Source organism: Dermacoccus abyssi (assembly GCF_003515945.1).
In the GTDB taxonomy this organism is placed as follows: Bacteria; Actinomycetota; Actinomycetes; order Actinomycetales; family Dermatophilaceae; genus Dermacoccus; species Dermacoccus abyssi.
Window position 1 is genome coordinate 19,592 of record NZ_QWLM01000003.1, and the last position, 22,504, is coordinate 42,095.

21 protein-coding genes are annotated in these 22,504 nt (G+C 68.1%); 9 read left to right on the forward strand and 12 right to left on the reverse strand.

Going from position 1 to position 22,504, the window contains the following annotated elements:
• Positions 1 to 12: 12 nt before the first annotated feature.
• From lpdA to D1832_RS03105, 4 genes are all read left to right on the forward strand, one after another.
• A complete protein-coding gene (gene lpdA / locus D1832_RS03090) occupies positions 13 to 1,413 on the forward strand; it encodes a dihydrolipoyl dehydrogenase (protein WP_118912592.1) in 1,401 nt (466 codons plus the stop codon).
• Between the two features lie 267 nt (positions 1,414 to 1,680).
• On the forward strand, positions 1,681 to 2,946 hold the full coding sequence (locus D1832_RS03095) for an inorganic phosphate transporter (RefSeq protein WP_118912780.1): 1,266 nt from the start codon (positions 1,681 to 1,683) through the stop codon (positions 2,944 to 2,946).
• Positions 2,943 to 3,236 (forward strand): hypothetical protein, encoded by a 294-nt coding sequence (locus D1832_RS03100; protein WP_118912593.1) that lies wholly within the window; start codon positions 2,943 to 2,945, stop codon positions 3,234 to 3,236. Before D1832_RS03095 ends, D1832_RS03100 begins: the two co-directional genes overlap by 4 nt.
• Before the next feature lie 7 nt (positions 3,237 to 3,243).
• A complete protein-coding gene (locus D1832_RS03105) occupies positions 3,244 to 3,537 on the forward strand; it encodes a DUF3349 domain-containing protein (RefSeq protein ID WP_047312116.1) in 294 nt (97 codons plus the stop codon).
• A gap of 84 nt (positions 3,538 to 3,621) precedes the next feature.
• Here the strand turns inward: D1832_RS03105 and D1832_RS03110 are convergent, their stop codons facing one another.
• The 10 genes from D1832_RS03110 to D1832_RS03155 form a co-directional block, all read right to left on the reverse strand.
• Positions 3,622 to 4,389, reverse strand: a complete 768-nt coding sequence (locus tag D1832_RS03110) for an SseB family protein (protein ID WP_118912594.1) — start codon at positions 4,387 to 4,389, stop codon at positions 3,622 to 3,624.
• Positions 4,389 to 5,129, reverse strand: a complete 741-nt coding sequence (priA, locus tag D1832_RS03115; RefSeq protein WP_118912595.1) for a bifunctional 1-(5-phosphoribosyl)-5-((5-phosphoribosylamino)methylideneamino)imidazole-4-carboxamide isomerase/phosphoribosylanthranilate isomerase PriA — start codon at positions 5,127 to 5,129, stop codon at positions 4,389 to 4,391. The genes D1832_RS03110 and priA overlap by 1 nt, the downstream gene beginning before the upstream one ends.
• A gap of 18 nt (positions 5,130 to 5,147) precedes the next feature.
• On the reverse strand, positions 5,148 to 5,759 hold the full coding sequence (gene hisH / locus D1832_RS03120; protein ID WP_118912596.1) for an imidazole glycerol phosphate synthase subunit HisH: 612 nt from the start codon (positions 5,757 to 5,759) through the stop codon (positions 5,148 to 5,150).
• Complete coding sequence (locus D1832_RS03125) at positions 5,756 to 6,409, reverse strand: hypothetical protein (protein ID WP_118912597.1); 654 nt, start codon at positions 6,407 to 6,409, stop codon at positions 5,756 to 5,758. Before D1832_RS03125 ends, hisH begins: the two co-directional genes overlap by 4 nt.
• A 4-nt stretch (positions 6,410 to 6,413) precedes the next feature.
• On the reverse strand, positions 6,414 to 7,067 hold the full coding sequence (hisB, locus tag D1832_RS03130; protein WP_047312111.1) for an imidazoleglycerol-phosphate dehydratase HisB: 654 nt from the start codon (positions 7,065 to 7,067) through the stop codon (positions 6,414 to 6,416).
• 1 nt (position 7,068) lies between these two features.
• Complete coding sequence (locus tag D1832_RS03135; RefSeq protein ID WP_118912598.1) at positions 7,069 to 8,184, reverse strand: histidinol-phosphate transaminase; 1,116 nt, start codon at positions 8,182 to 8,184, stop codon at positions 7,069 to 7,071.
• Positions 8,181 to 9,539, reverse strand: coding sequence for a histidinol dehydrogenase (gene hisD, locus D1832_RS03140; protein ID WP_118912599.1), 1,359 nt, complete (start codon positions 9,537 to 9,539; stop codon positions 8,181 to 8,183). The genes D1832_RS03135 and hisD overlap by 4 nt, the downstream gene beginning before the upstream one ends.
• Before the next feature lie 58 nt (positions 9,540 to 9,597).
• Positions 9,598 to 12,588, reverse strand: coding sequence for a bifunctional [glutamine synthetase] adenylyltransferase/[glutamine synthetase]-adenylyl-L-tyrosine phosphorylase (locus tag D1832_RS03145; RefSeq protein ID WP_118912600.1), 2,991 nt, complete (start codon positions 12,586 to 12,588; stop codon positions 9,598 to 9,600).
• Positions 12,585 to 13,919 carry a glutamine synthetase family protein gene (locus tag D1832_RS03150; protein ID WP_118912601.1) on the reverse strand — a complete coding sequence of 445 codons (1,335 nt, stop codon included), beginning with the start codon at positions 13,917 to 13,919 and terminating at the stop codon, positions 12,585 to 12,587. The genes D1832_RS03145 and D1832_RS03150 overlap by 4 nt, the downstream gene beginning before the upstream one ends.
• Positions 13,920 to 14,003: 84 nt before the next feature.
• Entirely contained in the window at positions 14,004 to 16,328 is a 2,325-nt protein-coding gene (locus D1832_RS03155) for an immune inhibitor A domain-containing protein (protein WP_118912602.1), read from the reverse strand.
• A gap of 270 nt (positions 16,329 to 16,598) precedes the next feature.
• Between D1832_RS03155 and panB the strand changes: the two genes are divergently transcribed.
• Entirely contained in the window at positions 16,599 to 17,435 is an 837-nt protein-coding gene (gene panB, locus D1832_RS03160; RefSeq protein WP_118912603.1) for a 3-methyl-2-oxobutanoate hydroxymethyltransferase, read from the forward strand.
• A gap of 84 nt (positions 17,436 to 17,519) precedes the next feature.
• On the opposite strand, the gene D1832_RS03165 is transcribed toward panB, so the two are convergent.
• Both D1832_RS03165 and D1832_RS03170 read right to left on the reverse strand, forming a co-directional pair.
• On the reverse strand, positions 17,520 to 18,758 hold the full coding sequence (locus D1832_RS03165; RefSeq protein ID WP_118912604.1) for an MFS transporter: 1,239 nt from the start codon (positions 18,756 to 18,758) through the stop codon (positions 17,520 to 17,522).
• Between the two features lie 139 nt (positions 18,759 to 18,897).
• Positions 18,898 to 19,077, reverse strand: a complete 180-nt coding sequence (locus D1832_RS03170) for a methionine aminopeptidase (RefSeq protein WP_118912781.1) — start codon at positions 19,075 to 19,077, stop codon at positions 18,898 to 18,900.
• A 77-nt stretch (positions 19,078 to 19,154) separates the two neighbouring features.
• Between D1832_RS03170 and map the strand changes: the two genes are divergently transcribed.
• The 4 genes from map to D1832_RS03190 all read left to right on the forward strand — a co-directional run bounded on the left by map (position 19,155) and on the right by D1832_RS03190 (position 22,426).
• Positions 19,155 to 20,027 carry a type I methionyl aminopeptidase gene (map, locus tag D1832_RS03175; RefSeq protein ID WP_118912605.1) on the forward strand — a complete coding sequence of 291 codons (873 nt, stop codon included), beginning with the start codon at positions 19,155 to 19,157 and terminating at the stop codon, positions 20,025 to 20,027.
• A gap of 111 nt (positions 20,028 to 20,138) precedes the next feature.
• Entirely contained in the window at positions 20,139 to 20,903 is a 765-nt protein-coding gene (gene ppgK / locus D1832_RS03180; RefSeq protein WP_118912606.1) for a polyphosphate--glucose phosphotransferase, read from the forward strand.
• A gap of 302 nt (positions 20,904 to 21,205) precedes the next feature.
• Positions 21,206 to 21,733, forward strand: a complete 528-nt coding sequence (locus D1832_RS03185; protein ID WP_118912607.1) for an Lrp/AsnC family transcriptional regulator — start codon at positions 21,206 to 21,208, stop codon at positions 21,731 to 21,733.
• 171 nt (positions 21,734 to 21,904) lie between these two features.
• Entirely contained in the window at positions 21,905 to 22,426 is a 522-nt protein-coding gene (locus D1832_RS03190; protein WP_118912608.1) for a 4a-hydroxytetrahydrobiopterin dehydratase, read from the forward strand.
• The last annotated feature ends 78 nt before the right edge of the window (positions 22,427 to 22,504 follow it).

Genomic DNA, 22,504 nt, shown 5'->3' on the forward strand with positions numbered 1-22,504 from the left:
AGGCTCGCACTCGTGGCTAAGCACTTTGATGTCGTCGTCCTCGGCGCCGGTCCCGGTGGGTACGTCGCGGCAATCCGCGCCTCCCAGCTCGGGCTGAGCGTCGCCGTTATTGAGAAGAAGTACTGGGGAGGTGTCTGCCTCAACGTCGGGTGTATCCCGTCGAAGGCCCTTCTGAAGAACGCGGAACTCGCGCACGTGCTCACGCACGAGAAGGACAAGTTCGGCATCACCGGTGATGCCTCGATGGAGTACGGCCCGACGCACAAGCGTTCCCGCCAGGTCTCCGCGGGCATCGTCAAGGGTGTCCACTACCTCATGAAGAAGAACAAGATCACCGAGATCGACGGCTGGGGCACGCTCAAGTCCGACAAGACGGTCTCGGTGGAACTCAACGACGGCGGCAGCGAGGACGTCACCTACGACAACCTCATCATCGCCACGGGCGCCACCGTGCGCACGATGCCGGGCGTCGACCTCAGCGAGAACATCGTCAGCTACGAGGAGCAGATCCTCACCGACGAGCTGCCGAAGTCGATCATCATCGGCGGTTCGGGCGCCATCGGCGTCGAGTTCGCCTACGTCATGAAGAACTTTGGCGTCGACGTCACGATCGTCGAGTTCGCCGACCGCATGGTGCCCACCGAGGACGCCGACGTGTCCAAGGAGCTGCTCAAGCACTACAAGAAGCTCGGCGTCAAGGTCATGACCGGCACGAAGGTCGAGAAGGCCGAGGACACCGGCTCCGGCGTCAAGGTCACCGTCTCCCCCGCGAAGGGTGGCGACAGTCAGGTACTCGAAGCCGACAAGATGCTGTCCGCGTTCGGCTTCAAGCCGCGCACCGAGGGCTACGGCCTCGAAGACCTCGGCGTCGAGCTCACCGACCGTGGTGCCATCGCGATCGACGGCCGCGGCCGCACGAACGTCGAGGGCGTCTACGCCATCGGTGACGTCACCGCCAAGCTCATGCTCGCCCACACGGCCGAGGCGATGGGCATCGTCGCCGCGGAGACGATCGCCGGCGCCGAGACCATGGAGATCAACTTCGACATGATCCCGCGCGCCACGTACTGCCAGCCGCAGGTGGCCTCGTTCGGCTACTCCGAGGCTCAGGCCAAGGAGAAGGGCTACGACGTCAAGACGGCAACGTTCCCCTTCACGGCCAACGGCAAGGCCATGGGCCTCGGCGAGGCCGTCGGCTTCGTCAAGGTGATCGCGGACGCCAAGCACGACGAACTGATCGGCGCCGCGATGATCGGCCCGGACGTCACGGAGCTGCTGCCGGTACTCAACCTGGCTCAGCAGTGGGACCTGACGGCCGACGAGGTGTCACGCAACATCTTCGCGCACCCGACGCTCGGCGAGGCTGTCAAGGAAGCCGTTCACGGCATCGCGGGGCACATGATCAACCTCTGATCGCGCACCGCGCAGCGCTCCACGGGGCGGCACTCCATGACGGAGTGCCGCCCCGTTCTGCGTCGGCCCTCGGCCGCAGAAGGGCACAGATGAACGCACGGTCAACCGATCTTCACGCCACGGTGGGCGGCGCCACGCCCGCACGAGCGTCAGTAGGTGAATTCCAGGTGAACATCGCACGGTCGAAGCTGTCGAATTGCCCGTCATCACGCGAAATTCTCGCGATGGGGGATGGACAAACGCCGTCACGGCCTCACACTGGGAGACGTGGACCTTTCCCTCATCCTCCTCGGGCTCGTCGTCGTCACGGCCCTTGCCTTCGATTTCACCAACGGCTTCCACGACACCGGTAACGCGATGGCCACGTCCATCGCCACGGGTGCGCTGAAGCCGAAGGTGGCCGTCGCCCTTTCGGGCATCCTCAACCTCGTCGGAGCGTTCCTCTCCGTCGAGGTCGCGCTCACCGTCACGAACGCCGTCATCAAGATCCAGAGCAAGGACGGCTCACCCAAGCCGGAGTTCCTCGCCGATCACGGCCAGGCTTTGTTGCTCATCGTCCTCGCGGGCCTCGTCGGCGGCATCGTCTGGAACCTCCTCACGTGGCTCCTCGGCATCCCGAGCAGCTCGAGCCACGCCCTGTTCGGTGGCCTCATCGGTGCCGCGATCGCCGCCATCGGCTTCGGCGGCGTCAAGTGGGTCGGTGACGGTACGAAGCTCGACGGCGTGGTCGGCAAGGTCATCGCCCCGGCGCTCCTGTCGCCCGTCATCGCCGTCATCGTCGCGGCGATCGGCACGAAGTTGATCTACGCCATCACGAAGAAGGTTCAGCACAGGGAGGCCGAGCGCGGCTTCCGCTGGGGCCAGATCTTCAGCGCCTCGCTCGTTTCCTTGGCACACGGCACGAACGACGCCCAGAAGACGATGGGTGTCATCACCCTCGCCCTCATCGGCTACGGCTCCTGGACCGACACCGAGTCCGTCCCGTTCTGGGTCAAGCTGTCCTGTGCACTGGCCATCGCGCTGGGCACCTACCTCGGCGGGTGGCGCATCATCCGCACCCTCGGCAAGGGCCTCGTCGAGATCGAGTCCCCCCAGGGCATGGCTGCCGAGTCGTCGAGTTCGGCCGTCATCCTCGTCTCGAGCCACATGGGCTTCGCGCTCTCCACGACCCACGTCGCCACCGGTTCCATCCTCGGTACCGGCATCGGCAAGCGTGGTGCCGAGGTGCGCTGGAGCGTCGCGGTCCGCATGGTCGCTGCTTGGCTCATCACGCTCCCGTCGGCCGCGCTCGTGGGTGCACTCATGTGGTACGTCGGTGACCTCATCGGCGGAGTCGCCGGTGGCATCGTCATCTTCGCCATCCTGTGCGCCGCCTCGCTCTACATGTGGATGCGCTCGCGCAAGGCCCCCGTCGACCACAACAACGTCAACGACTCCTGGGAGCCCGAGGAGATCGCTGCTACGCACATCCCGCCGGTCGTCAACGAGACGAACTCGGACAAGTCCTCCACGTCCAAGGCAGGTACCCGATGAAGACGCTCTCCCTTGCGTTCAACAGTGCGTGGCACGTCCTGGCCGTCGGCGTCGTGCTCGGCGCCGGCGTCCCCGCGCTCTTCGCCTTCGGAATCCGCGGTCTTGCGGCTTCGTCGGGCCAGATGGCCGACGACTCCACGCCTCGTGCGTGGGGAAAGCCGGTCGCTGCGGTGTGCTTCCTTTTCGTGTGTGCTGCCATCACGCTCGGTCTGACGATCATCGTCAGCTCCGGCTTCGGCATGAAGGTCTCCTTCGAGCACATCTATCCGACGCTGGTCGAGAAGAAGTAAGAACGACGTGAACCCCGCACTCGAGCGCATCGTGGGGTGGCTGCGCCACAGCTACCCTGCCGGCGTTCCCGAGCGAGACTTTCAGCCGTTGCTCGCCCTCATGCGCCGCCGCCTCAGCGAGGACGAGGTCCACGAGCTCGGTGATCGTCTCGTGGCCGACGGACTCGTTCCGGCTGACCGCATCGATGTCGGCGTCGGCATCACGAAGGTGACGCAGGATCTTCCGGCACCCGATGAGATCGACCGGGTCGTCCACCACTTGGAGGCCTACGGCTTTCCCGTCAACGACGACTGGCGCTGAGGGGCCCGCCCTTCACGACATGACAGTGGGGCTGCACGACCGATCGGTTGTGCAGCCCCACTCTCGTGTGGTGGCGCGGCTGTTTCAGACCTCGAGCTCCTCAGCCGTGAACGCGAACGCGAGCCCTTCGATCCTGGCTCGGGTTTCACCGTCGCCGGCCAGGCGCTCCCCCACGCGGGTTGCGAGAGCCTGCAGCTCTTCCTGGGCCAGACCGGGAGTCAGCTGCAGACGCAGTCGAAGAACGCCCTCCCCGGCGTCCTCGAGCCGGTGGCCGAGAACCGCGTTCCCCTCGGGCACGAGCGCCGCATCGACGGCTTTGGCCACGAACGGGTCCTCGTGAGCGGGTAGCCACGCCTGCTGCTGCGCGAGCGCCCACAGCATGCTCGCGCGTACCACGACGCGGTGCGACGAGGCCATGTCGAGCAGGAGTACCTCACACTGCTCCGATATGGCTGCCTGAGCGGCGAACGCCGCGCGCACCGGTGAGGGCCGCGCTTTCGGGTCCCAGCGCGCGAGGTCGTCGAGGCTGGAGAAGACCGGGAGCCCCTTCGTTCCGTCCGGCGCGGTGAGCGTCACGACGGCCATGTCGGTGGACTTCTCCACCGCAAGGGTCACGGATTCGTCGACCTCGGTGGGCGCGGCGACGATCGGCACGAGCAGACGCGACTGGGCCAGTGCGGCCACCCAGTCGCTCTCGTTCCCGCTCTCCAATGCTGCGACCAGGGCAGGGTCTGCGGCGCCGGTGTCGTCGTCGAAGCCGGTGCTCGTCACCTGGCGGCCGGTGAACGGAATGCCGGCGGTGTCGGCCGACTCCCCCGCAGGGTCGATGTTCGGGTTGTGTGCGCCGCTCATCACTCGGGGCGGCCGGCGGCGTCGAGCGCGTCGGCGAGCGTGATGGTGCCCTTGTAGAGCGCGGAACCGATGATGGCGCCTTCGACGCCGGAGGGCACGAGCTCGCGCAGGGCGCGCACGTCGTCGAGCGTCGTGACGCCGCCGGAGGCGACCACCGGACGGTCCGTGCGGGCGCAGACCTCGGACAGGAGCTGCGTGTTCGGGCCGGCGAGCATGCCGTCCTTCGCGACGTCGGTGACGACGTAGCGGGCACAGCCCTCGCTGTCGAGACGCGCCAGCGTCTCCCACAGGTCACCGCCCTCGCGGGTCCAACCGCGCGCCGCGAGCGTCGTACCGCGCACGTCGAGACCGACGGCGATGCGGTCGCCGTGTTCGGCGATGGCGGCAGCCGTCCACTCGGGGTTCTCGAGGGCAGCCGTGCCGAGGTTCACGCGGCGACAGCCCGTGGCGAGCGCTGCCTCGAGCGACTCCGCGTCGCGGATGCCGCCGCTCATCTCCACCTTGATGTCGAGCTCACCGACGATGCGCGCGAGGAGTTCACGGTTCGTCCCGCGTCCGAACGCAGCGTCGAGGTCGACGAGGTGGAGCCACTCGGCACCGGCCTCCTGCCAAGCCTTTGCAGCGGCGATCGGGTCACCGAACTGGCCGCCGGTGCCGGAGACGCCCTGGACGAGCTGGACGGCCTGGCCCTCCGAGACGTCGACTGCGGGCAGGAGTTCGAGGCGGGGGCTGGTCGACATGACGAACCTTTCGGTCGATTACAGGCTGCGAAGCCAGTTGGTCAGCAGGTGAGCGCCGGCCTCGCCGGACTTCTCGGGGTGGAACTGAGTCGCGGCGAGAACCCCGTCTTCGATGGCGGCCACGAAGCGTTCGCCGTGCGCGGCGTAGGTCGCCTCTCGGCCCTCGCCGAGCTGAGCCGAGGCAGCGAAGGAGTGGACGAAGTAGAAGCGCTCCCCCTCGATGCCCGCGAAGAGCGTCGTCGTGACCGGCGGCTCGACGCGCGACCATCCCATGTGCGGGACGACGGGGGCCGCGAGACGCTCGACCTGACCGGGCCATCGCCCGAGGCCGGGCTGCGGGGACGTGGAGGGTTCGCTCGAGCCGTCGAACATCACCTGCATGCCGACACACACGCCGAGCACCGGCGCACCGGCCGCGAGACGATCGTCAATGAGTCGGCGCCCGCCGGCCGCCTCCAATCCCGCCATGCAGGCGTGGAAGTTGCCCACACCGGGCACGAACAGGCCGTCGGCTACCGCGACGAGCTTCGGGTCGGCCGTCAGTTCGACGTTCGCTCCGATCCGTTCGAGCATGCGCACGGCAGAGCGGATGTTGCCGCTGCCGTAGTCGAGGACGACGACGTGCTTCATGACTTCTCCCCCGTGTTGACGCGGCCTTCGATCTCGGCGCGCTCCTCGCGCTCGTCCGTGACGTGCTTGTCGAAGCGGCGAACGGCCTTCGCGGTGGGCTCGACGAGGACTGCGTCGATCTTCGCCGTTCGCGCGAGGCCGAGCAGGTGCCCGGCGTTCACGCCAAGCGCAGCCATGATGCCGCGCAGAAGGTCGGCCGGTGCTGCGTCCGGCTGGGCCAGCACACGCTCGAGCGCTTCGGGGTGGGCGTCGTGACCGGCCGAGAGCAGGTCGCCGAGGGAGGCCTGCGGCAAGGCTGCCCGCACCGGGCCGATGCCCTGCTGCACGACATACCACCGCGGCAGTGAACGCCACGCGCGCGGCTGGACGACGGTGATCGCCTGCTTCTCGGTGGGGACGAAGGCGAGCGACGGACGCAGCGCCATCGGCACCGGGCGCGCCGCGATCATCTGCGCAGGGTCGTCGTACGGAGCCTGTGCGTGTCCAGGTCCGGCCGGGACGACAGCGCACCACGGCCCGTCGATGTCGATGACGTAGGCAGGAACCGTGCCTCGCTCGACCCACGAGGTGACGCGCGAGACCTCACCGCGCACGACGACGACCGCGTCGACGGCTGCGGTGAAGCCGGTGTTCTGGGCGACCTTGGGCATCAGATCACAGAGCGCCCTTCGCGCTCGGGATGCCCTGAACGCGGGGATCCTTGGCGACGGCCGCACGCAGTGCACGGGCGATGGCCTTGAACTGGGCCTCGACGATGTGGTGAGGGTCGCGCCCGGAGATGACGTTGACGTGCAGCGCGATGCCCGCGTTGTAACCGAGCGACTCGATGACGTGCTGCGTGAGCGAACCGATGTAGTTGCCACCGATGACGGCGTAAATCTGCCCCTCGGGCTCACCGGTGTGCACGACGTAGGGGCGCCCCGCGACGTCGACGACGGCCTGGACGAGCGCCTCGTCCAGCGGCACCATGGCGTCGCCGAACCGGGAGATGCCCGCCTTGTCGCCGAGCGCTTCGCGCAGGGCCTGACCCAACACGATGGCGGTGTCCTCCACCGTGTGGTGTGCGTCGACGTCGAGGTCGCCCGTGGCGCGGATACGCAGATCGATGAGGCTGTGCTTGCTCAGCGAGTCGAGCATGTGGTCGTAGAAGCGCACGCCTGTGCGTACGTCGGACGTGCCGGTGCCGTCGAGGTCGAGCCACAGGCGGATGCTCGCCTCCTTCGTCGTGCGCTCGATGAAGGCGGTGCGGTGGTCTGCAGGGACCTCGGGTACGTCGAACCCGTCGGCGGTCACGTTCTGGTCGTTCATGTCATCCCTTGTGGGTCGGAGCGAGGTCGGTGAGGGCGGCGAGCACGGCGTCGGTCTCGCGCGGCGTGCCGGCCGTGATGCGCAGGTGATGGGAGATGCCGACCTCACGCACGAGGATGCCGCGATCGAGCAGCGCCTGCCAGGTCTGCTTCTCGTCGGCGAAGCCGCCCACGAGGACGAAGTTGGCGTCGCTCGGCGTGGGGGTGAAACCCAGCTCGGTGCACGTCGCCACGATGCGGTCGCGTTCGTGCTTGATCGCGTCCACCATGCCCAGCATCTCGTCGGCGTGGTCGAGCGCGGCGAGCGCGACGGCCTGCGTCACCGACGACAGGTGGTAGGGCAGGCGCACGAGACGCATCGCGTCGCAGAACTCCTGCGAGGCGGCGAGGTAGCCGACGCGGGCGCCGGCGAACGCGAAGGCCTTGCTCATCGTGCGGCTGACGACGAGGCGCGGGCGGCCGTCGAGGAGCTCGACAGCGCTGGCCGTTCCGGGGCGCGCGAACTCGACGTAGGCCTCGTCGACGATGACGACGGCGTGGTCGGTGGCATCGTAGATCGCCTCGACGACGTCGTTCGTCACGGCGGTGCCCGTCGGGTTGTTCGGCGTGCAGACGAACACGACGTTCGGCTGGTGCTCACGCACCTGCTCGACGGCGAGGTCGGCGTCGAGGTCGTAGACACCCTCGTGGCGATCGCGCAGACCGTCGATCCACGTCGTTCCCGCGCCACGGCTGATGATGGGGTGCATCGAGTAGCTCGGCGTGAAACCGAGCGCGGTGCGCCCCGGGCCCCCGAAGGCCTGCACGATGTGGCTGAGCACCTCGTTGGAGCCGTTCGCGGCCCAGATCTGCTCGATCGGAAGGCGAACACCGGTGACGCGTGCCAGGTACTCGGCGAGGGCGGCACGCAGCTCGGTGAACTCGCGGTCCGGGTAGCGGTTGAGCCCGCCGGCGGCCTTCTCGACGCGCTCGACGATGCTCGCGACAACGCTCTCCGGTACGTCGTAGGACGACTCGTTCGTGTTGAGTGCGACGGGCACGTCGAGCTGCGGAGCGCCGTACGGGCTCTGCCCCTGCAGTTCGGGGCGCAGCAGCGATTCGAGGGACTGCTCGCTCATGCGCGCCCTTCCTCGTCCTGCTCGAAGCGTGCCGTGACGGCCTCGCCGTGGGCCGGAAGGTCCTCGGCGTTCGCCAGGGTGACGACGACGTCGGCGACCTCGGCGAGGGCGTCACGCGAGTACTCGACGACGTGGACGCCCTTGAGGAACGACTGCACCGACAGACCGCTCGAGTGGCAGGCACAGCCGCCCGTGGGCAGCACGTGGTTGGAGCCGGCGGCGTAGTCGCCGAGGCTCACCGGCGAGTAGGTGCCGACGAAGATGGCACCGGCGTTGCGCACCCGCATCGCGTCCTCGCGGCTGTTCGCCGTGTGGATCTCGAGGTGCTCAGCGCCGTAGGCGTCGACGACGCGCAGACCGGCTGTCACGTCGTCGACGAGGACGATGGCCGACTGCGGACCGCCGAGGGCCGTGGTCACGCGCTCGGTGTGCTTCGTCGCGGCGACGCGGCGCTCGAGAGCAGCCTCGACGTCACTCGCCAGACGCTCGGAGTCGGTGACGAGAACCGACGCAGCGAGGTTGTCGTGTTCGGCCTGGCTGATGAGGTCGGCGGCCACGTGGTCGGCGTCGGCCGTGTCGTCGGCGAGGACGGCGATCTCGGTGGGGCCGGCCTCGGCGTCGATGCCGATGAGCCCCTTGAGCAGACGCTTGGCAGCCGCGACGTAGATGTTGCCCGGACCGGTGACGAGGTTGACGGGCTCACACACGGTGGCGCCGTCCTTCTCGCGCGCGCCGTAGGCGAACATCGCGACGGCCTGCGCACCACCGACGGCGTAGACCTCCTCGACGCCGAGCAACGAGCACGCGGCGAGGATGGTGGGGTGCGGGTAGCCGACGAAGTCGCCCGTGTTGTGCTCCTGGGGCGGGCTCGCAACGGCGATGGAACCGACGTTCGCCACCTGCGCGGGCACGACGTTCATGACGACGGAACTCGGGTAGACCGCCAGTCCGCCGGGCACGTAGAGGCCCACCCGCTCGACCGGAATCCAGCGTTCTGTGACGGTGCCGCCCTCGGAGACGGTCGTCGTGACGTCGGTTCGGGCCTGGTCGGCGTGGACGATGCGCACGCGGCGAATCGCCTCGACGAGGGCGCCACGCACCGCCGGGTCGAGCTGTTCCTCTGCGGCCTTCAGGACCTCGGCGGGTACGCGAAGGTGCGCGGGACGCACACGGTCGAAGCGCTCCCCCAGCTCCCGCAGGGCGTCGGCGCCGTCATGGCGCACCTGCTCACAGATCGGTCGCACCACCTCGAGTGCGGCCTCGATGTCGAACTGGGCGCGCGGCAGCGCATCGCGCAGGCCACGAGCGTCCAGGGCGCTGAGCGCTGAACCACGAAGATCACGGCGAGAAATCACCCGTCCAGTCTAGGCGGGCGGCGAAAGTGCCCTCGCGCACGTCTCACGTGCCAGAAACTCAGCGGCGGAAGCTCGGGCCCCGTCTGGTCTCCTCGGACTCGCCGTAGAAGACACGATCGACGACGAGGCGCGCACGGCGTGCGAGCTTTCGGTACTCCTCACCGAGTTCACGCCCGTCCCCGCGCGGCATGCCGAGCAGCGTGGCGATGCCCTCGCTGTCACGCAGGTCCGAAGGCAACGACTCGACGGGGCGACCCCGCCACAGCACCGACGCATTGCGCACGCGCGAGGCCATGATCCACGCCTCGGCGAGCACCTCGGCGTCGTGCTCGTCGAGCAGGTCGAGTTCGGCCAGCGCCCGAAGGGTGGAGACGGTGCTCGTCCCGCGCAGTTCCTCGTGGTCGTGGGCGTGCTCGAGCTGGTAGAGCTGCACGCACCATTCGACGTCGGAGAGTCCGCCGCGACCCAGCTTGAAGTGGGTGCGAGGGTCGGCTCCGCGCGGGATGCGCTCGGCCTCCATGCGCGCCTTGAGCGTCCGGATCTGACGGATGGACTTCTCCGAGATACCGCCTTCGGGCCAGCGAAGCGGATCGATGAGGGCCTCGAAGTCACGCCCGAGGGAGGGATCACCGACGACGAAGGCGGCCCGCAGCAGCGCCTGGGCCTCCCAACCCTCCGACCAGCGTTCGTAGTAGCTCGCGTACGAATCGATGGAGCGCACGAGCGGCCCGCTCTTGCCTTCAGGGCGCAGGTCGGCGTCGATCTCGAGCTTCGGGTCCGAGCCGGGCAGGTGCACGAGGCGACGCAACTGCGTGACGACGGCGAGCGCCTGGTCCTGGGCAGCCGAGGCGTCAGTTCCCTCGCGCGGGCGGTGGACGAAGATGACGTCGGCGTCCGAGCTGTAGCCGAGTTCGCCTCCGCCGTAACGGCCCATCCCGATGACGGCGATGTCGGTGAGCTGTTCCTTCTCGCTGCCGAGCACCTCGCGCCAGGCGAGGTCGAGGCCGACCTGGAGCGTGGCGGACATGATGTCGGTGAGTGCGTCCGAGACGCCGTCGAGGTCGATCTCGTGGAGCACGTCGGCGATGGCCACGCGAGTGAGTTCGTTGCGGCGCACCGAGCGCGCCGCGAGCATCGCCTTCTCGACGTCCTGCTGGCGGCTGACGACGGACGCCATCGTCGAGGCGATCGCCGTCCGTGAGCGCGGCACGCGGCGCGAGGACTCCGCGAACAGTTTGACGCTCTCGGGTGCGCGTTCGAGAAGGTCGGCCACGTAGCGCGAGCGCGAGAGCACCTCGGCGAACAGTTCGGCGGTGCTGCCCTCGCGCAACGTGTTGAGGTACCAGTGCGACGTGCCCAGCTCGTCACTGATGCGCCGGTAGGCCAGAAGTCCCGCGTCGGGAGTCGGGCCGTCGGCGAGCCACTGCAGGATGACCGGCATGAGGGTGCGCTGGATCTGCGCGCGACGCGTGAGGCCCGCGGTGAGCGATTCGAGGTGACGCAGAGCGCCCGCCGGATCCGCGTACCCGAGCGCCGAGAGGCGGTCGCGGGCGCCTTCGTCGGACAGGCGCGCATCGTCGTCGTCCAGGCGCGCGACGGCCGAGAGAAGAGGCCGGTAGAAGAGCTTCTCGTGCAGGCGGCGCACGGAACGCGACAGATCGCGCCAGTGGCGCGTCACCGATTCGGCGGGGTCGCTCGTGAAGCCCACGGCGCGACCGAGACGACGCAGGTCGGCGTCGTTCGTCGGCATGAGGTGCGTGCGGCGCATCTTGCTCAGCTGGATGCGGTGTTCGAGCACGCGCAACTGGCGATAGGACGTGTCGAGCGCCGAGGCATCCGTGCGCCCGACATAGCCCCACGAACTCAAGGTCATGAGAGCGTCGAGAGTCGAGCGTGCGCGCACCCGATCGTCGGTGCGTCCGTGCACGAGCTGGAGCAGCTGCACGGAGAACTCGATGTCGCGCAGACCACCCTGGCCGAGCTTGATCTGTCGCTCCTGCTCGTGCGAGGGGACGTGCGCCTCGACGCGTCGACGCATCGCCTGGGCGTCCTCGACGAAGTTCTCCCGCTTGCTCGCCTGCCACACCATCGGGCGGATGAGCTCGGTGTACGCCTCGCCGAGGGCCACGTCGCCCGCGACAGGCCGTGCTTTGAGCAGCGCCTGGAACTCCCAGCCCTTGGCCCAGCGGTCGTAGTACGCCTTGTGGCTCTCGAGGGTGCGCACGAGCGGACCCTGCTTGCCTTCGGGGCGCAGTGCCGCGTCGACCTGCCACAGCGAACCCTCACCGGTGCTTGCGGAACAGGCGCGCATCATCTCGGTGGCGAGTTCGGTGGCCACCCTCAGTGCCACGTCCTCGTCAGCACCCTCGGCTGGTTCGGCGACGAAGACAACGTCGACGTCGGAGATGTAGTTGAGCTCGCGACCGCCGGTCTTGCCCATGCCGATGACGGCCAGACGCGCCTGATCGGCCCCGTCGATGCGCGTCGTGGCGATGTGCAGACCCGCCTCGAGGGCAGCGCCCGCAAGGTCCGCGAGCGAGGCCGCCGTGGCCGGCAGGACGTTGACCGCGATCTCGGTGACGTCGAGCGCCGCGATCTGCACGAGCTGACGGCGGTAGGCGACGCGCAGGGCGTCGTAGGCCGTGACCTTCTCGTCCCGACCGTCGATCTCCGCGATGAGCAGACGGGCCAGCGTGTCCTGATCCCGCCGCTGTGCGGCGACGACGTCACGCCACTGGTCGGGCTTGGCGACGAGGTGGTCACCCAGCGCGCTCGACGCACCCATGACGCCGAGAAGGCGTGCGCGGGCCTCGGTGTCACTCAACGCGTCGGCGAGCGCCTCACGCTCACCGTCGTCGAGGACCTCCCGCAGGCGAGCCAGGAGGAGCAACGCCTGATCCGGGTCGGCCACCGCCGTGATCGTGGCCAACAGCGAGACCTGATCGAGCAGGTCCGACACCTCCGCGGCGAGGCTCTGGGCGCGCGTCGTGTCGAGGAATCCGGCGCGTCGCCAGGGCGACGAGCCTGCTCGGGCGGCGTTGGCGTTCACAGCCGACGCAGGTCCTGCTTGATCTCGAACTCCGTGACCTGGTCGCGGTAGGCGGCCCACTCGGCGCGCTTGTTGCGCAGCACGAAGTCGAAGACGTGTTCACCGAGCACCTCGGCGACGAAGTCGCTCTCCTCCATCGTGCGGATCGCTTCGTCGAGCGAGGCCGGCAGAGGCTCGATGCCCATGGCGCGGCGCTCACGCTCGGTGAGGTTCCACACGTCGTCCTCGGCCTCGGGCGGCAGGTCGAGCTCGTCCTCGATGCCCTTGAGCCCGGCGCAGAGGAGAACCGAGTACGCGAGGTAGGGGTTGGCCGCGGCGTCGAGCGAACGCACCTCGACGCGGGTGCTCTGCCCCTTCGACGGCTTGTACATGGGCACGCGCACCATGGCGCTGCGGTTGTTGTGCCCCCAGCAGATGTGCGCGGGCGCCTCGGCGCCGCCCCACAGGCGCTTGTAGCTGTTGACGTACTGGTTCGTGATGGCGGTGAACTCCGGCGCGTAGCGCAGCAGTCCCGCGATGAAGTGACGGCCGGTGCGCGAGAGCTGGTAGGGCGCTCCTGGCTCGTGGAAGGCGTTCGTGTCTCCCTCGAAGAGCGAGAGGTGGGTGTGCATGCCGCTACCGGGCTCCCCCGCCATCGGCTTGGCCATGAAGCTCGCGAAGTAGCCCTGTTCGAGAGCGACCTCCTTGACGACGGCCTTGAACGTCTGGATGTTGTCGGCCATCGAGAGGGCGTCGGCGTAGCGCAGGTCGATCTCGTTCTGGCCGGGCCCGCCCTCGTGGTGGCTGAACTCGACGGAGATGCCCATGTTCTCGAGCATCGTGATGGCCGCGCGACGGAAGTCGTGCGCCGTGCCGTGCGGCACGTGGTCGAAGAAGCCCGCCGAGTCGACCGGCACCGGGCGATCGCGACGCAGTTCTTTCTCGAAGAGATAGAACTCGATCTCGGGGTGGGTGTAGAAGGTGAAGCCGAGGTCACCGGCCTTCGTCAGCGCTCGGCGCAGGACGTCACGCGGATCGGCCAGGCTCGGGCTGCCGTTCGGCAGGAGGATGTCGGCGAACATCCGGGCCGTACCGGGGTTCTCACCGCGCCACGGGAGCACCTGGAACGTCGAGGCGTCGGGGCGAAGGAGCATGTCGGCCTCGTAGACGCGGGCGAACCCGTCGATTGAGGAGCCGTCGAAGCCGATGCCCTCGGAGAACGCGCCTTCCAGTTCAGCGGGCGCGACGGCCACCGACTTGAGGGTGCCGAGCACGTCCGTGAACCACAGACGGACGAATCGGATGTCACGTTCTTCGATCGTGCGCAGCACGAACTCCTGCTGTCGGTTCATGGATCTCATCCTGCCTCACTCGGCCCGCGAACGCGGAGCGGCCCCGGGGAGACTCCCCGGGGCCGCTCACATGCCGGACTCAGTTCACTTGGAGTACTTCACGTGGATGTTCATCCGATCGCGCGTCTCTCCCGAAACTGTCAGCGTGACACCGCTGCCCGCCGTCAGGGTCGAACCCGTCGGGTTGGTGGCGTCGTAGTAGTTCGTCGCCTTGCGGTCGTCGAACGTGGCCACGCCCGGTGCCGAACGCCAGGTGGTGGGCGCGTCGTTGCGGTGCAGCGTCAGCGACGGCGTCTTCTGACGCGAGAACGGTGCATCCCACGGCTGGAGCTTGTTCGAGACGTTCGTCCCGTCGGACCACTTCATCGCCTTGGCGTGGCTGTCGACCGGGAGGACGAGGCCGTGGCCGGGGTGCGTGGAGACGTTGTTGTCCTCGTACTCGTTGTCGACGTACCAGACGAGCATGCCCGTGGTGAACGCGAAGTGCTCGACGAGGTTCGGCTGCGTCGTAAGGAACCCGAAGTTGTACGGCCCCGTCTTGAGGTAGCGGTCGTAGCCGTTGTACTGACGGTTCTCCGCCATGTAGTAATGGCTCTTCTTCTCGCTCGTCGAACCACTCGTGCGCGAGAAGCCCTTGGCAACCCAGCCGTTGTCGCCGGACTCGACGTCGTCCGACAGCAGCGTGGCGCCGTCGGCGACCACCTTGATGTCGTCGAGGAACGGGCCGGCCATGTGGACGCCACCGTCTGTCTGGTAGCGGAAACGGAAGTCGATCTTCTTACCCGCGTAAGCCGACAGGTCGAAGGAGAGCTGCGACCAGTTCTTGTTCTCACCGGTCACCTCCTTGCCGACCTGCGCCCACGTCGAGCCGCCGTCGGTGCTGACCTCGCCGTAGAGGAAGTCGTAGCCCTCCTCGATCTCGTACCAGGCACCGGTGGTGAGGGTGGCCGACTTCTTGCCCGTGAGGTCGATCGAGCGGGTCAACGTCGAGTTGAGGTTGTCGGCGCTGCCGCCCCACCACTCGCTCTTGCCGGACTGCGGCGTGTTGTACGTCGTCGTGATCGTCTTGTCGGGAAGGCCGACGACGACCGCCTGCGGAAGCTTGGCCGAGTCACGATCGCTCGGGCCGACGGCGACCTTCTGGCTCTTGCCGTACGGGACGCTCGTCGCGTCGAGCCACCCGAGCTGCAGCTTCTCCCACGGGCCCATGTAGCCGGGGCGGGAGCCGATGTCGGTCTTGCCGTCGCCCAGCCACGAACCGGCGCTCATGAGCGACCAGTAGGAGACGTCGTTCTGCGCGCGGTTGGTTGTGTCGTAGAGGTCCGGGAGGCCGAGGTCGTGGCCGAACTCGTGGGTGAACACGCCGAGGCCACCGTTCTCCGGCTCGGTGGTGTAGTCGCCGATCCACAGGCCCGTGTTGCCCAGCGGCACGCCGCCGAGCTTGTTCTCCGCGGGTCCGGTCTTGCCTGCGTTGTTCGAGTAGGCGTACCAGCGGTGCGACCAGATGGCGTCGTCACCCTGGGCTCCCCCGCCTGCCTCCTCGCCCTCACCGGCGTGGATGGCCTGGAAGTGGTCGATGTAGCCGTCCGGCTCGTCGAAGTTTCCGTCGCCGTCGTAGTCGTAGCGGTCCCACTTGTCGTAGTCGGCGAGGTAGGCCTTGATCTGAGCGTCGGTCTTGCCGGCCTTCTTCTGCGCCTCGACCCACGCCGTGGCACTGTCGCGGATGAACGACCAAGAGCCTTCAGCCTCGCTCGTGCCATCACCCTCGACGGGGTTGTGGCCGTAGCGGGCCTCGTTGAAGGGCACCTTGACCCAGTCGCTCACGTCGCCCTTGACCGCGAAGCGGCCGTTCGACTGCTTGGCGTAGAAGTCCTTGAAGGACTCGCCCACGCCGAACATCATGTCGAGGTAGTGGGAGCGGTTGAAATCGGCCTTCCACAGCGTCGTGTTGTCGTCCGTGGCACCGCCGTCGAGCTTCTCGTCCGGCTGTGCGATCTGGTTGTGCAGCGGGCCGGCGGCGCCGCCCGCGGCAGGCTTCGTCTGGTCACCGAACTCGACGAGGAAGCTCAGAATGTTGGCTTCGCGGTTGACGTCGTACTGGACGTAGCGATCCTTCTTCTTGCCCTTGTGGCCCTTGCCCTTGCCGTGGTCGCCGCCCTTGACGGCGATGACCCGCTTGCCGTTGACGGTCGTCGTCGTGGCCTCGCCCTTGAGCAGCGCGTCGACGGCGGCCTTGCGCAGTTCGTTCTGCTGCTCGGCGAGGGGGTTCGGACGGTTGTCGGAGCGAGCCTGGCGCTGGTTGGCGTCGCCCTGAGGCGGCGACTCGGCCGAGACGGCGCTCGGCGCCACGACGAGCCCGAAGACCGTCATGGTGCCGATGACTGTGGATGCGATACGTCGCTGTGTCATGTGTTCTCCATGGTGTTCCACACGCGGCTGCGCCCGACGCGCAACCACGGAAAACCTACCCAGGTATCACTCAGATTCTCGTGCTCGACGTGGCAACGGTTTGGTAACGCCTCGTTCGGGTCCCGTTCTCTCCCAGGCCAGTTCAGCCCGTCCCACCGAACCCCGCCAGAACAAAATTACGCACCCTCGAGACTCGTTTTTAGGCCCCCGCACGGGCGCCCACGACGGTGCACGCCTCCCCTTCCCGCCCGGCGTGACTACCCTTGGGCCATGACTGAAGAGGCAGCCCCCTACCGCACGCCGGAACGCAAACGTGTGCGCACGGTGACCCTGCAGCAGATGAAGGAGCGCGGCGAGCGCTTCACGATGCTGACGTCCTACGACATGTACACCGCCGAGATCTTCGACGAAGCGGGCATCGAGACCCTCCTCGTCGGCGACTCGGCCGGAAACAACGTCTACGGCTACGAGACGACGCTGCCCATCACGCTCGACGAGATGATCCCGCTCGTGCGCGCCGTCGCCGGCGCCGCCAAGCATGCCCTCGTCGTCGCCGACCTGCCGTTCGGCAGCTACCAGGAATCGCCCGCCCAGGCCTTCGCGAGCGCCGCTCGCCTCATGAAGGAGGGACGCGCGCACGCGGTCAAGCTCGAGGGCGGCGCTCACATGGCACCGACCGTCGAGCACCTGGCGAAGAACGGTATTCCGGTCGTGGCGCACATCGGATTCACTCCGCAAAGCGAGCACGCTCTCGGCGGTTATCGCGTGCAGGGTCGCGGTGACGCTGCCGCACGACTCGTCGAGGAGGCCAAGACCCTCGAGCGGGCGGGCGCGTTCTGCGTCCTCATGGAGATGGTGCCCGCCCCGGCGGCCAAAGCCGTGACGGAGGCGCTTCGGGTCCCGACGATCGGCATCGGCGCGGGCCCGGACTGCGACGGGCAGGTGCTCGTGTGGCAGGACTTCGCCGGTTTGCGCGACGGTCGCTACCCGCGCTTTGCCAAGAAGTTCGCCGATGTCCGCACCGTTTTGCTCGACGCCGCTCGCGCCTACCATGAGGACGTCTCCTCGGGTGCTTTTCCCGCCACTGAGCACAGTTTCGAGAACTGAATTCCGCACCACGGCGCCACTCACCTCATGAGGTGAGTGCGCCGTGTTCTGCCACTGCGTGTCGCGTCCCCGACCTACCGGCCGTCACGAACCGCGGGTCGCGCTCTCGGTGTCGTCCTGCAGCCGGTCGTGCGGCCCCCACCCTTCGCGCACGAGGCGCGCCGGCCAGTACGCGAGTACCCCCGCAGCCGCCAAGCCGAGAAGTGCGTTGACGGCCACCGCCGGGGCCAGGCCCGCGAGGGCCGTCACACCCGAGAGCGTGAGCGGTCCGAGCGTGTTGCCGGTGTCGCTCAGTTGGCGCCAGATGCCGAGGAACGCCGCGCGCCCGACATCCGGTGAGAAGTCGGCCCCCAGCGTCATGACGAGGCCCGAGCCGATTCCGTTGCCGAACCCGAGGACGCAGCTGACCGCGAGCACTGTCGCGGCCGTGTGGGTGAACGGCATGACGGCAAGTGCCGCGGCCATGAGCAGCATCGACGGGACGGCCACCGCACGCCGTCCGCGTAGGTCCATGACGCGTCCGGCCGGATAGAACACGAGCATGTCGATGCCGGCCGAGATGGCGTAGACGAGGCTCGTCGTCTGCTCGTCGAGGCCGACGTGCGCCGACCACAGCGGGATGACGACCTGGCGCGAACCACGCACCGCCTGCACGAGCAGGATCCCGAGCCCGACCGTTGCGAAAACCGGCAGGTGGGTGCGCAGCACGTCACGCGGCGTGACGCGCGCCGGAGTGGCGCCGCCGGCATCAAGAGCACCGGGTAGGTCCTCCATGCGGGTGGCACACCATCCCGCGAGGAGGAGGCAGGCGATGGCCAGAATCCACGCGGCCGGCACCCCGAAAATGCCGATGAGCGCGGCTCCGATGAGGGGGCCGATGAAGAAGCCGATGCGCATGACGCCGCCGAGGAGCGACAGGGCTCGCGCGCGGTGGGTGATCGGTACGGCTTCGGTGAGGTACTTCTGGCGTGCGAGGAGAAAGACCGCCGATGCCATGCCGATGACGAAGGCGCCGGCGATGAGGCTCACGAGACTCGGCAGCATGGCGAGGACGCACCCCAGGGCCGCCACCAGACCGGCGAACACGAGGGCTCGGCGCTCCCCGAAGCGATCGGTGAGCCCGGAAGCGGGGATGTTCGACACGAAGGAGCCCAGCCCGAAGAGCATCGCGATGAAGGCTGCGAGCGCCACGCCCGCTCCCCTGCTCGTGGCTTCGGCCGGAATGATCGGCAGCAGTGCCCCCTCGGCCGCTCCGAACAACAGCGACGGGCCGTAGGCGGGTACAGCGAGGCGACGCAGATCGAATCCGAGTTCCGCGCTCATCCCGCCTCCTCCCGCAAAGCGCCGACGACCCGTCGAGCATCGTACTTCGATGATCTATCTATCCCGCGTGCGCCCTCACCCACGCGCAACGGCACCCACCGGACGCGGTGGGTGCCGTTGCGGGTCACGACGGGCTGCGTCAGTTGTCGCCCTCGAACTCGCGGTCTTCCTCGTCCCACTTCTCGCTCTTGGCGTGGGCCGTGTCGAGAGCGTTGCGAGCCTCCGCCTCGGTGGCGTACGGGCCGAGCAAGTAGGACTTCGAGTTCGTCTCGTCGCCCTGCTCAACGGAGTTCGTGTCGACGTTGTACCAGTAGGCCATGCGGCTCACCTCCACTGGCGCGTGCGCGCCTCGTTGGCTCGTCGAGTCGCGTGTGACCCGACCTCTAGACTCACCCTATGACGAGTACGCGCGCGAAGATCACCCCTGGACACATCGGCCCGAAGCGCTCCGTCCCCTCATCCATCGCGCGCCCCGAGTACGTCGGTCGCAGCGAAGCCCGCGAGGGCCACGAGAGTTACGTCAAGGACGCGGAGACGATCGAGCGCATCCGGGCGGCAGGACGCATCGCCGCCAGCGCCATGAAGGAGGCCGGCAAGGCCGTCGCCCCCGGTGTCACGACGGACGAACTCGACCGCATCGCCCACGAGTACATGTGCGACCACGGCGCCTACCCCTCGACGCTCGACTACCTCGGATTCCCCAAGTCGCTGTGCACGAGCGTCAACGAGGTCATCTGCCACGGCATCCCCGACTCCACGGTTCTGGAGGACGGTGACCTCGTGAAGCTGGATGTCACGGCGTACAAGGACGGGGTGCACGGCGACAACTGCGCCACCTACCTCTGCGGCGACGTGGACGAGGAATCACGGCTGCTCGCCGAGCGGACGAGGGAAGCCATGATGCGCGGCATCAAGGCCGCCAAGCCGGGGCGCCAGGTCAACATCATCGGCCGCGTCATCGAGCAGTACGCCAAGCGCTTCGGGTACGGCGTCGTGCGCGACTACACCGGCCACGGCATCGGCACCGAGTTCCACAACGGGCTCATCATCCCGCACTACGACGCGGCGCCTCACCACGATGACGTCATCGAGGTGGGCATGGTGTTCACCGTCGAGCCGATGCTCAACCTCGGCTCCGGCGACGCCGCACCGGTGTGGAGCGACGGGTGGACCGTCGTGAGCCGTGACGGCTCCCGCTCCGCACAGTTCGAGAACACCGCCGTCATCACCGAGGACGGCTACGAGATCCTCACGAGCACCGAGGCCTGACGCTCGTTCCCGCGGGCGCGCGGTTGCGGCGCCCCGGTGAACCGGCACTAGTCTGACCGGAATACTTCATCGACCCCGCGAGCCCGCACCGGGCCGCGACGAGGAGAGAGCATGACGAAGAAGTCCTACCCCCTGGGCATCGACGTGGGCGGTACCGGCATCAAAGGCGCTCCCGTCGACCTCGACACGGGCGAGTTCGCCGCCGACCGCCTCCGGATCGACACCCCCGAAGGCGCTACGCCCGGTGCCGTCGCGGATGTCATCGCCGAGATCGTCGAGCACTTCTCCGACCTCGTCGGTGACGAACCGATCGGTGTGACGATCCCGGGCGTCGTCCAGCACGGCGTCGTGCGCACGGCGGCGAACATCGACCACGCGTGGATCGACACGAACGCCGAGGAGCTCATCGCGGCGCGCCTCGGCCGCCGCGTCACCGTCGTCAACGACGCGGATGCCGCGGGTTACGCGGAGATCCACTACGGCGCGGCCAAGGATCGTGACGGGCTCGTCGTCGTGACGACGCTCGGCACCGGCATCGGTTCGGCCGTGATCAACGACGGGCAGTTGGTGCCCAACTCCGAGTTCGGTCACCTCGAGATCGACGGCAAGGACGCCGAGAAGAAGGCGGCGCACTCGGCGAAGGAGCGCGAGGAGCTCAGCTACGAGAAGTGGGCCAAGCGCCTCACGAAGTACTACACGACGCTCGAGAACCTCCTGTGGCCCGACCTCCTCGTCGTCGGTGGCGGGGTGTCGAAGAAGGCGGACAAGTTCTTGCCCCTGCTCGAGATCCGCACGGAGATGGTGCCCGCGAGGCTGCAGAACGCGGCAGGCATCGTCGGCGCCGCGCGCCTCGCCCACGAGGCGCACACCAGCTGACCGCGGCGCCCTCGCGGGTGTGACATGACAGAAGGCCGGATTCCCGATCGTTTCGGGATTCCGGCCTTCTCGTCCGTTCGGCGTGCGTGGCCGGGGTGCGGCCCGCATCGATGACGTCACCTCGTGAGTTCTGCCACCGTGCCCGCTTCGACTGCCGGGGTGGTGGCCCGCGAAGCTCGTTGAGAAGTACTCAACACCACACCGCGCAAGGTGCGCAACAACCTCATCCTTGATTGATCATTCTGTTCAAAGCGGACGGGTATTCTCTGGTCATACCGCCCATCATGATCAGGGAGACGCACATGGAACCGGCCAAGGACGCTCGCGAGCAGCACCCCGACGTCCAGTTCGACGACACCGACCGCGCACTGTTGCTCGCTCTGGACGAGGATCCCCGCATGACGACAATGGCCCTCGCGCAGCGGTGCGGACTGGCCCGCGGCACGGTGCACGCGCGTCTCGAACGCTTCCGCGAGGCCGGCGTCCTGCGCCTCAACAGCGCCCGCGTCGATCCCGCCAGGCTCGGGCGTCCGCTCAGCGCCATGGTTGCTGTCGAGCTCGACCAGCACGACATCGACGGTGCGATCGCCGCCCTCTCCCGGGTACCCGAGGTGCTCGAGTGCTTCGCGCCCGCAGGCGAGACCGACCTCCTCGTGCGCGTTGTCGCACGCGACCCGGACGACCTCTACCGGGTGAGTGAGGATGTGCGTCTGTGCCCCGGCGTCACGCGCACCCGCACGAGCGTCTACCTGCGTAGGGTCATCCCCTACCGCGTCGGGCCGCTGCTGCGCGAGGGGCTTGCGGCGAACCGGCTTCCGAAGACGCGCTGACGAGCACGGGCCGCTACCACACGAATGCGGTTCGTCCTAGGCTCGAACGGGCACGGCGCCGTGCCACCCCGCTCGTCGAGAGGACATAGCACAAAGGTTCAACGCCGCCCAGGTCCGTGAAACCGCCCCACCCGGCTGGGCTCAGATCATGGGGTCGCTCAGGCCCGCTACATGACGAAGGACTTCGCGACGGGCCTGGCCCTCGTCGAACGCATCGGCGCGTCGGCCGAGGAGACGGACCACCACCCCGACATCACCCTCACCTTCTCCGATGTCGTCGTGTCCCTGCGCAGCCATGACGTCGGGCGCATCACGAGCCGCGACCTGCGCCTGGCCACCAGGATCGGCGAGCACGCCGACGATCTCGGCGTGGAGGCGGACGTCGCAGGCCTCACCCAGCCAGGTCTCGGCCTCGACACCCGCCGTCACGCCGACGTCGCGCCGTTCCACGCGGCCCTGCTCGGCTCGTCGCTCGAGAACGGTAAGCCGGTCGATTCCACGGGTCAGGTGCCCACGCTCTGGTGTCAGAACTCGGACGATGCGGCCAACGCACTAGGGAGCCTGGTAAGGCCGTTGCCCACATATGGAGTGCGGAACCCGCAGACCGCTCACCCAGCGACACTAACGAACCGCCCCTCACCCGGGGTGCCAGACGACAGATGGCTCCGGGAAACCAATTGGATTGTCCGGTAGTCAGACGTTGCCACAACATGCCGCGAGGCGTGGGGCAGAACACGGCAGGCCCAGTCTGAGCGAGCGCAGAGACGCTCC

What these genes read in the sequence shown, in the direction of transcription:
- D1832_RS03110 (WP_118912594.1), bottom strand. Translation starts at nt 4,389, where the DNA reads ATGAGCGGCGCACACAACCCGAACATCGACCCTGCGGGGGAGTCGGCC.
- hisH (WP_118912596.1), bottom strand. Translation starts at nt 5,759, where the DNA reads ATGAAGCACGTCGTCGTCCTCGACTACGGCAGCGGCAACATCCGCTCT.
- D1832_RS03135 (WP_118912598.1), bottom strand. Translation starts at nt 8,184, where the DNA reads ATGAGCGAGCAGTCCCTCGAATCGCTGCTGCGCCCCGAACTGCAGGGG.
- priA (WP_118912595.1), bottom strand. Translation starts at nt 5,129, where the DNA reads ATGTCGACCAGCCCCCGCCTCGAACTCCTGCCCGCAGTCGACGTCTCG.
- D1832_RS03150 (WP_118912601.1), bottom strand. Translation starts at nt 13,919, where the DNA reads ATGAACCGACAGCAGGAGTTCGTGCTGCGCACGATCGAAGAACGTGAC.
- D1832_RS03155 (WP_118912602.1), bottom strand. Translation starts at nt 16,328, where the DNA reads ATGACACAGCGACGTATCGCATCCACAGTCATCGGCACCATGACGGTC.
- D1832_RS03125 (WP_118912597.1), bottom strand. Translation starts at nt 6,409, where the DNA reads ATGCCCAAGGTCGCCCAGAACACCGGCTTCACCGCAGCCGTCGACGCG.
- panB (WP_118912603.1), top strand. Translation starts at nt 16,599, where the DNA reads ATGACTGAAGAGGCAGCCCCCTACCGCACGCCGGAACGCAAACGTGTG.
- D1832_RS03190 (WP_118912608.1), top strand. Translation starts at nt 21,905, where the DNA reads ATGACGAAGGACTTCGCGACGGGCCTGGCCCTCGTCGAACGCATCGGC.
- map (WP_118912605.1), top strand. Translation starts at nt 19,155, where the DNA reads ATGACGAGTACGCGCGCGAAGATCACCCCTGGACACATCGGCCCGAAG.
- D1832_RS03100 (WP_118912593.1), top strand. Translation starts at nt 2,943, where the DNA reads ATGAAGACGCTCTCCCTTGCGTTCAACAGTGCGTGGCACGTCCTGGCC.
- D1832_RS03165 (WP_118912604.1), bottom strand. Translation starts at nt 18,758, where the DNA reads ATGAGCGCGGAACTCGGATTCGATCTGCGTCGCCTCGCTGTACCCGCC.
- ppgK (WP_118912606.1), top strand. Translation starts at nt 20,139, where the DNA reads ATGACGAAGAAGTCCTACCCCCTGGGCATCGACGTGGGCGGTACCGGC.
- D1832_RS03185 (WP_118912607.1), top strand. Translation starts at nt 21,206, where the DNA reads ATGGAACCGGCCAAGGACGCTCGCGAGCAGCACCCCGACGTCCAGTTC.
- D1832_RS03170 (WP_118912781.1), bottom strand. Translation starts at nt 19,077, where the DNA reads ATGGCCTACTGGTACAACGTCGACACGAACTCCGTTGAGCAGGGCGAC.
- hisB (WP_047312111.1), bottom strand. Translation starts at nt 7,067, where the DNA reads ATGAACGACCAGAACGTGACCGCCGACGGGTTCGACGTACCCGAGGTC.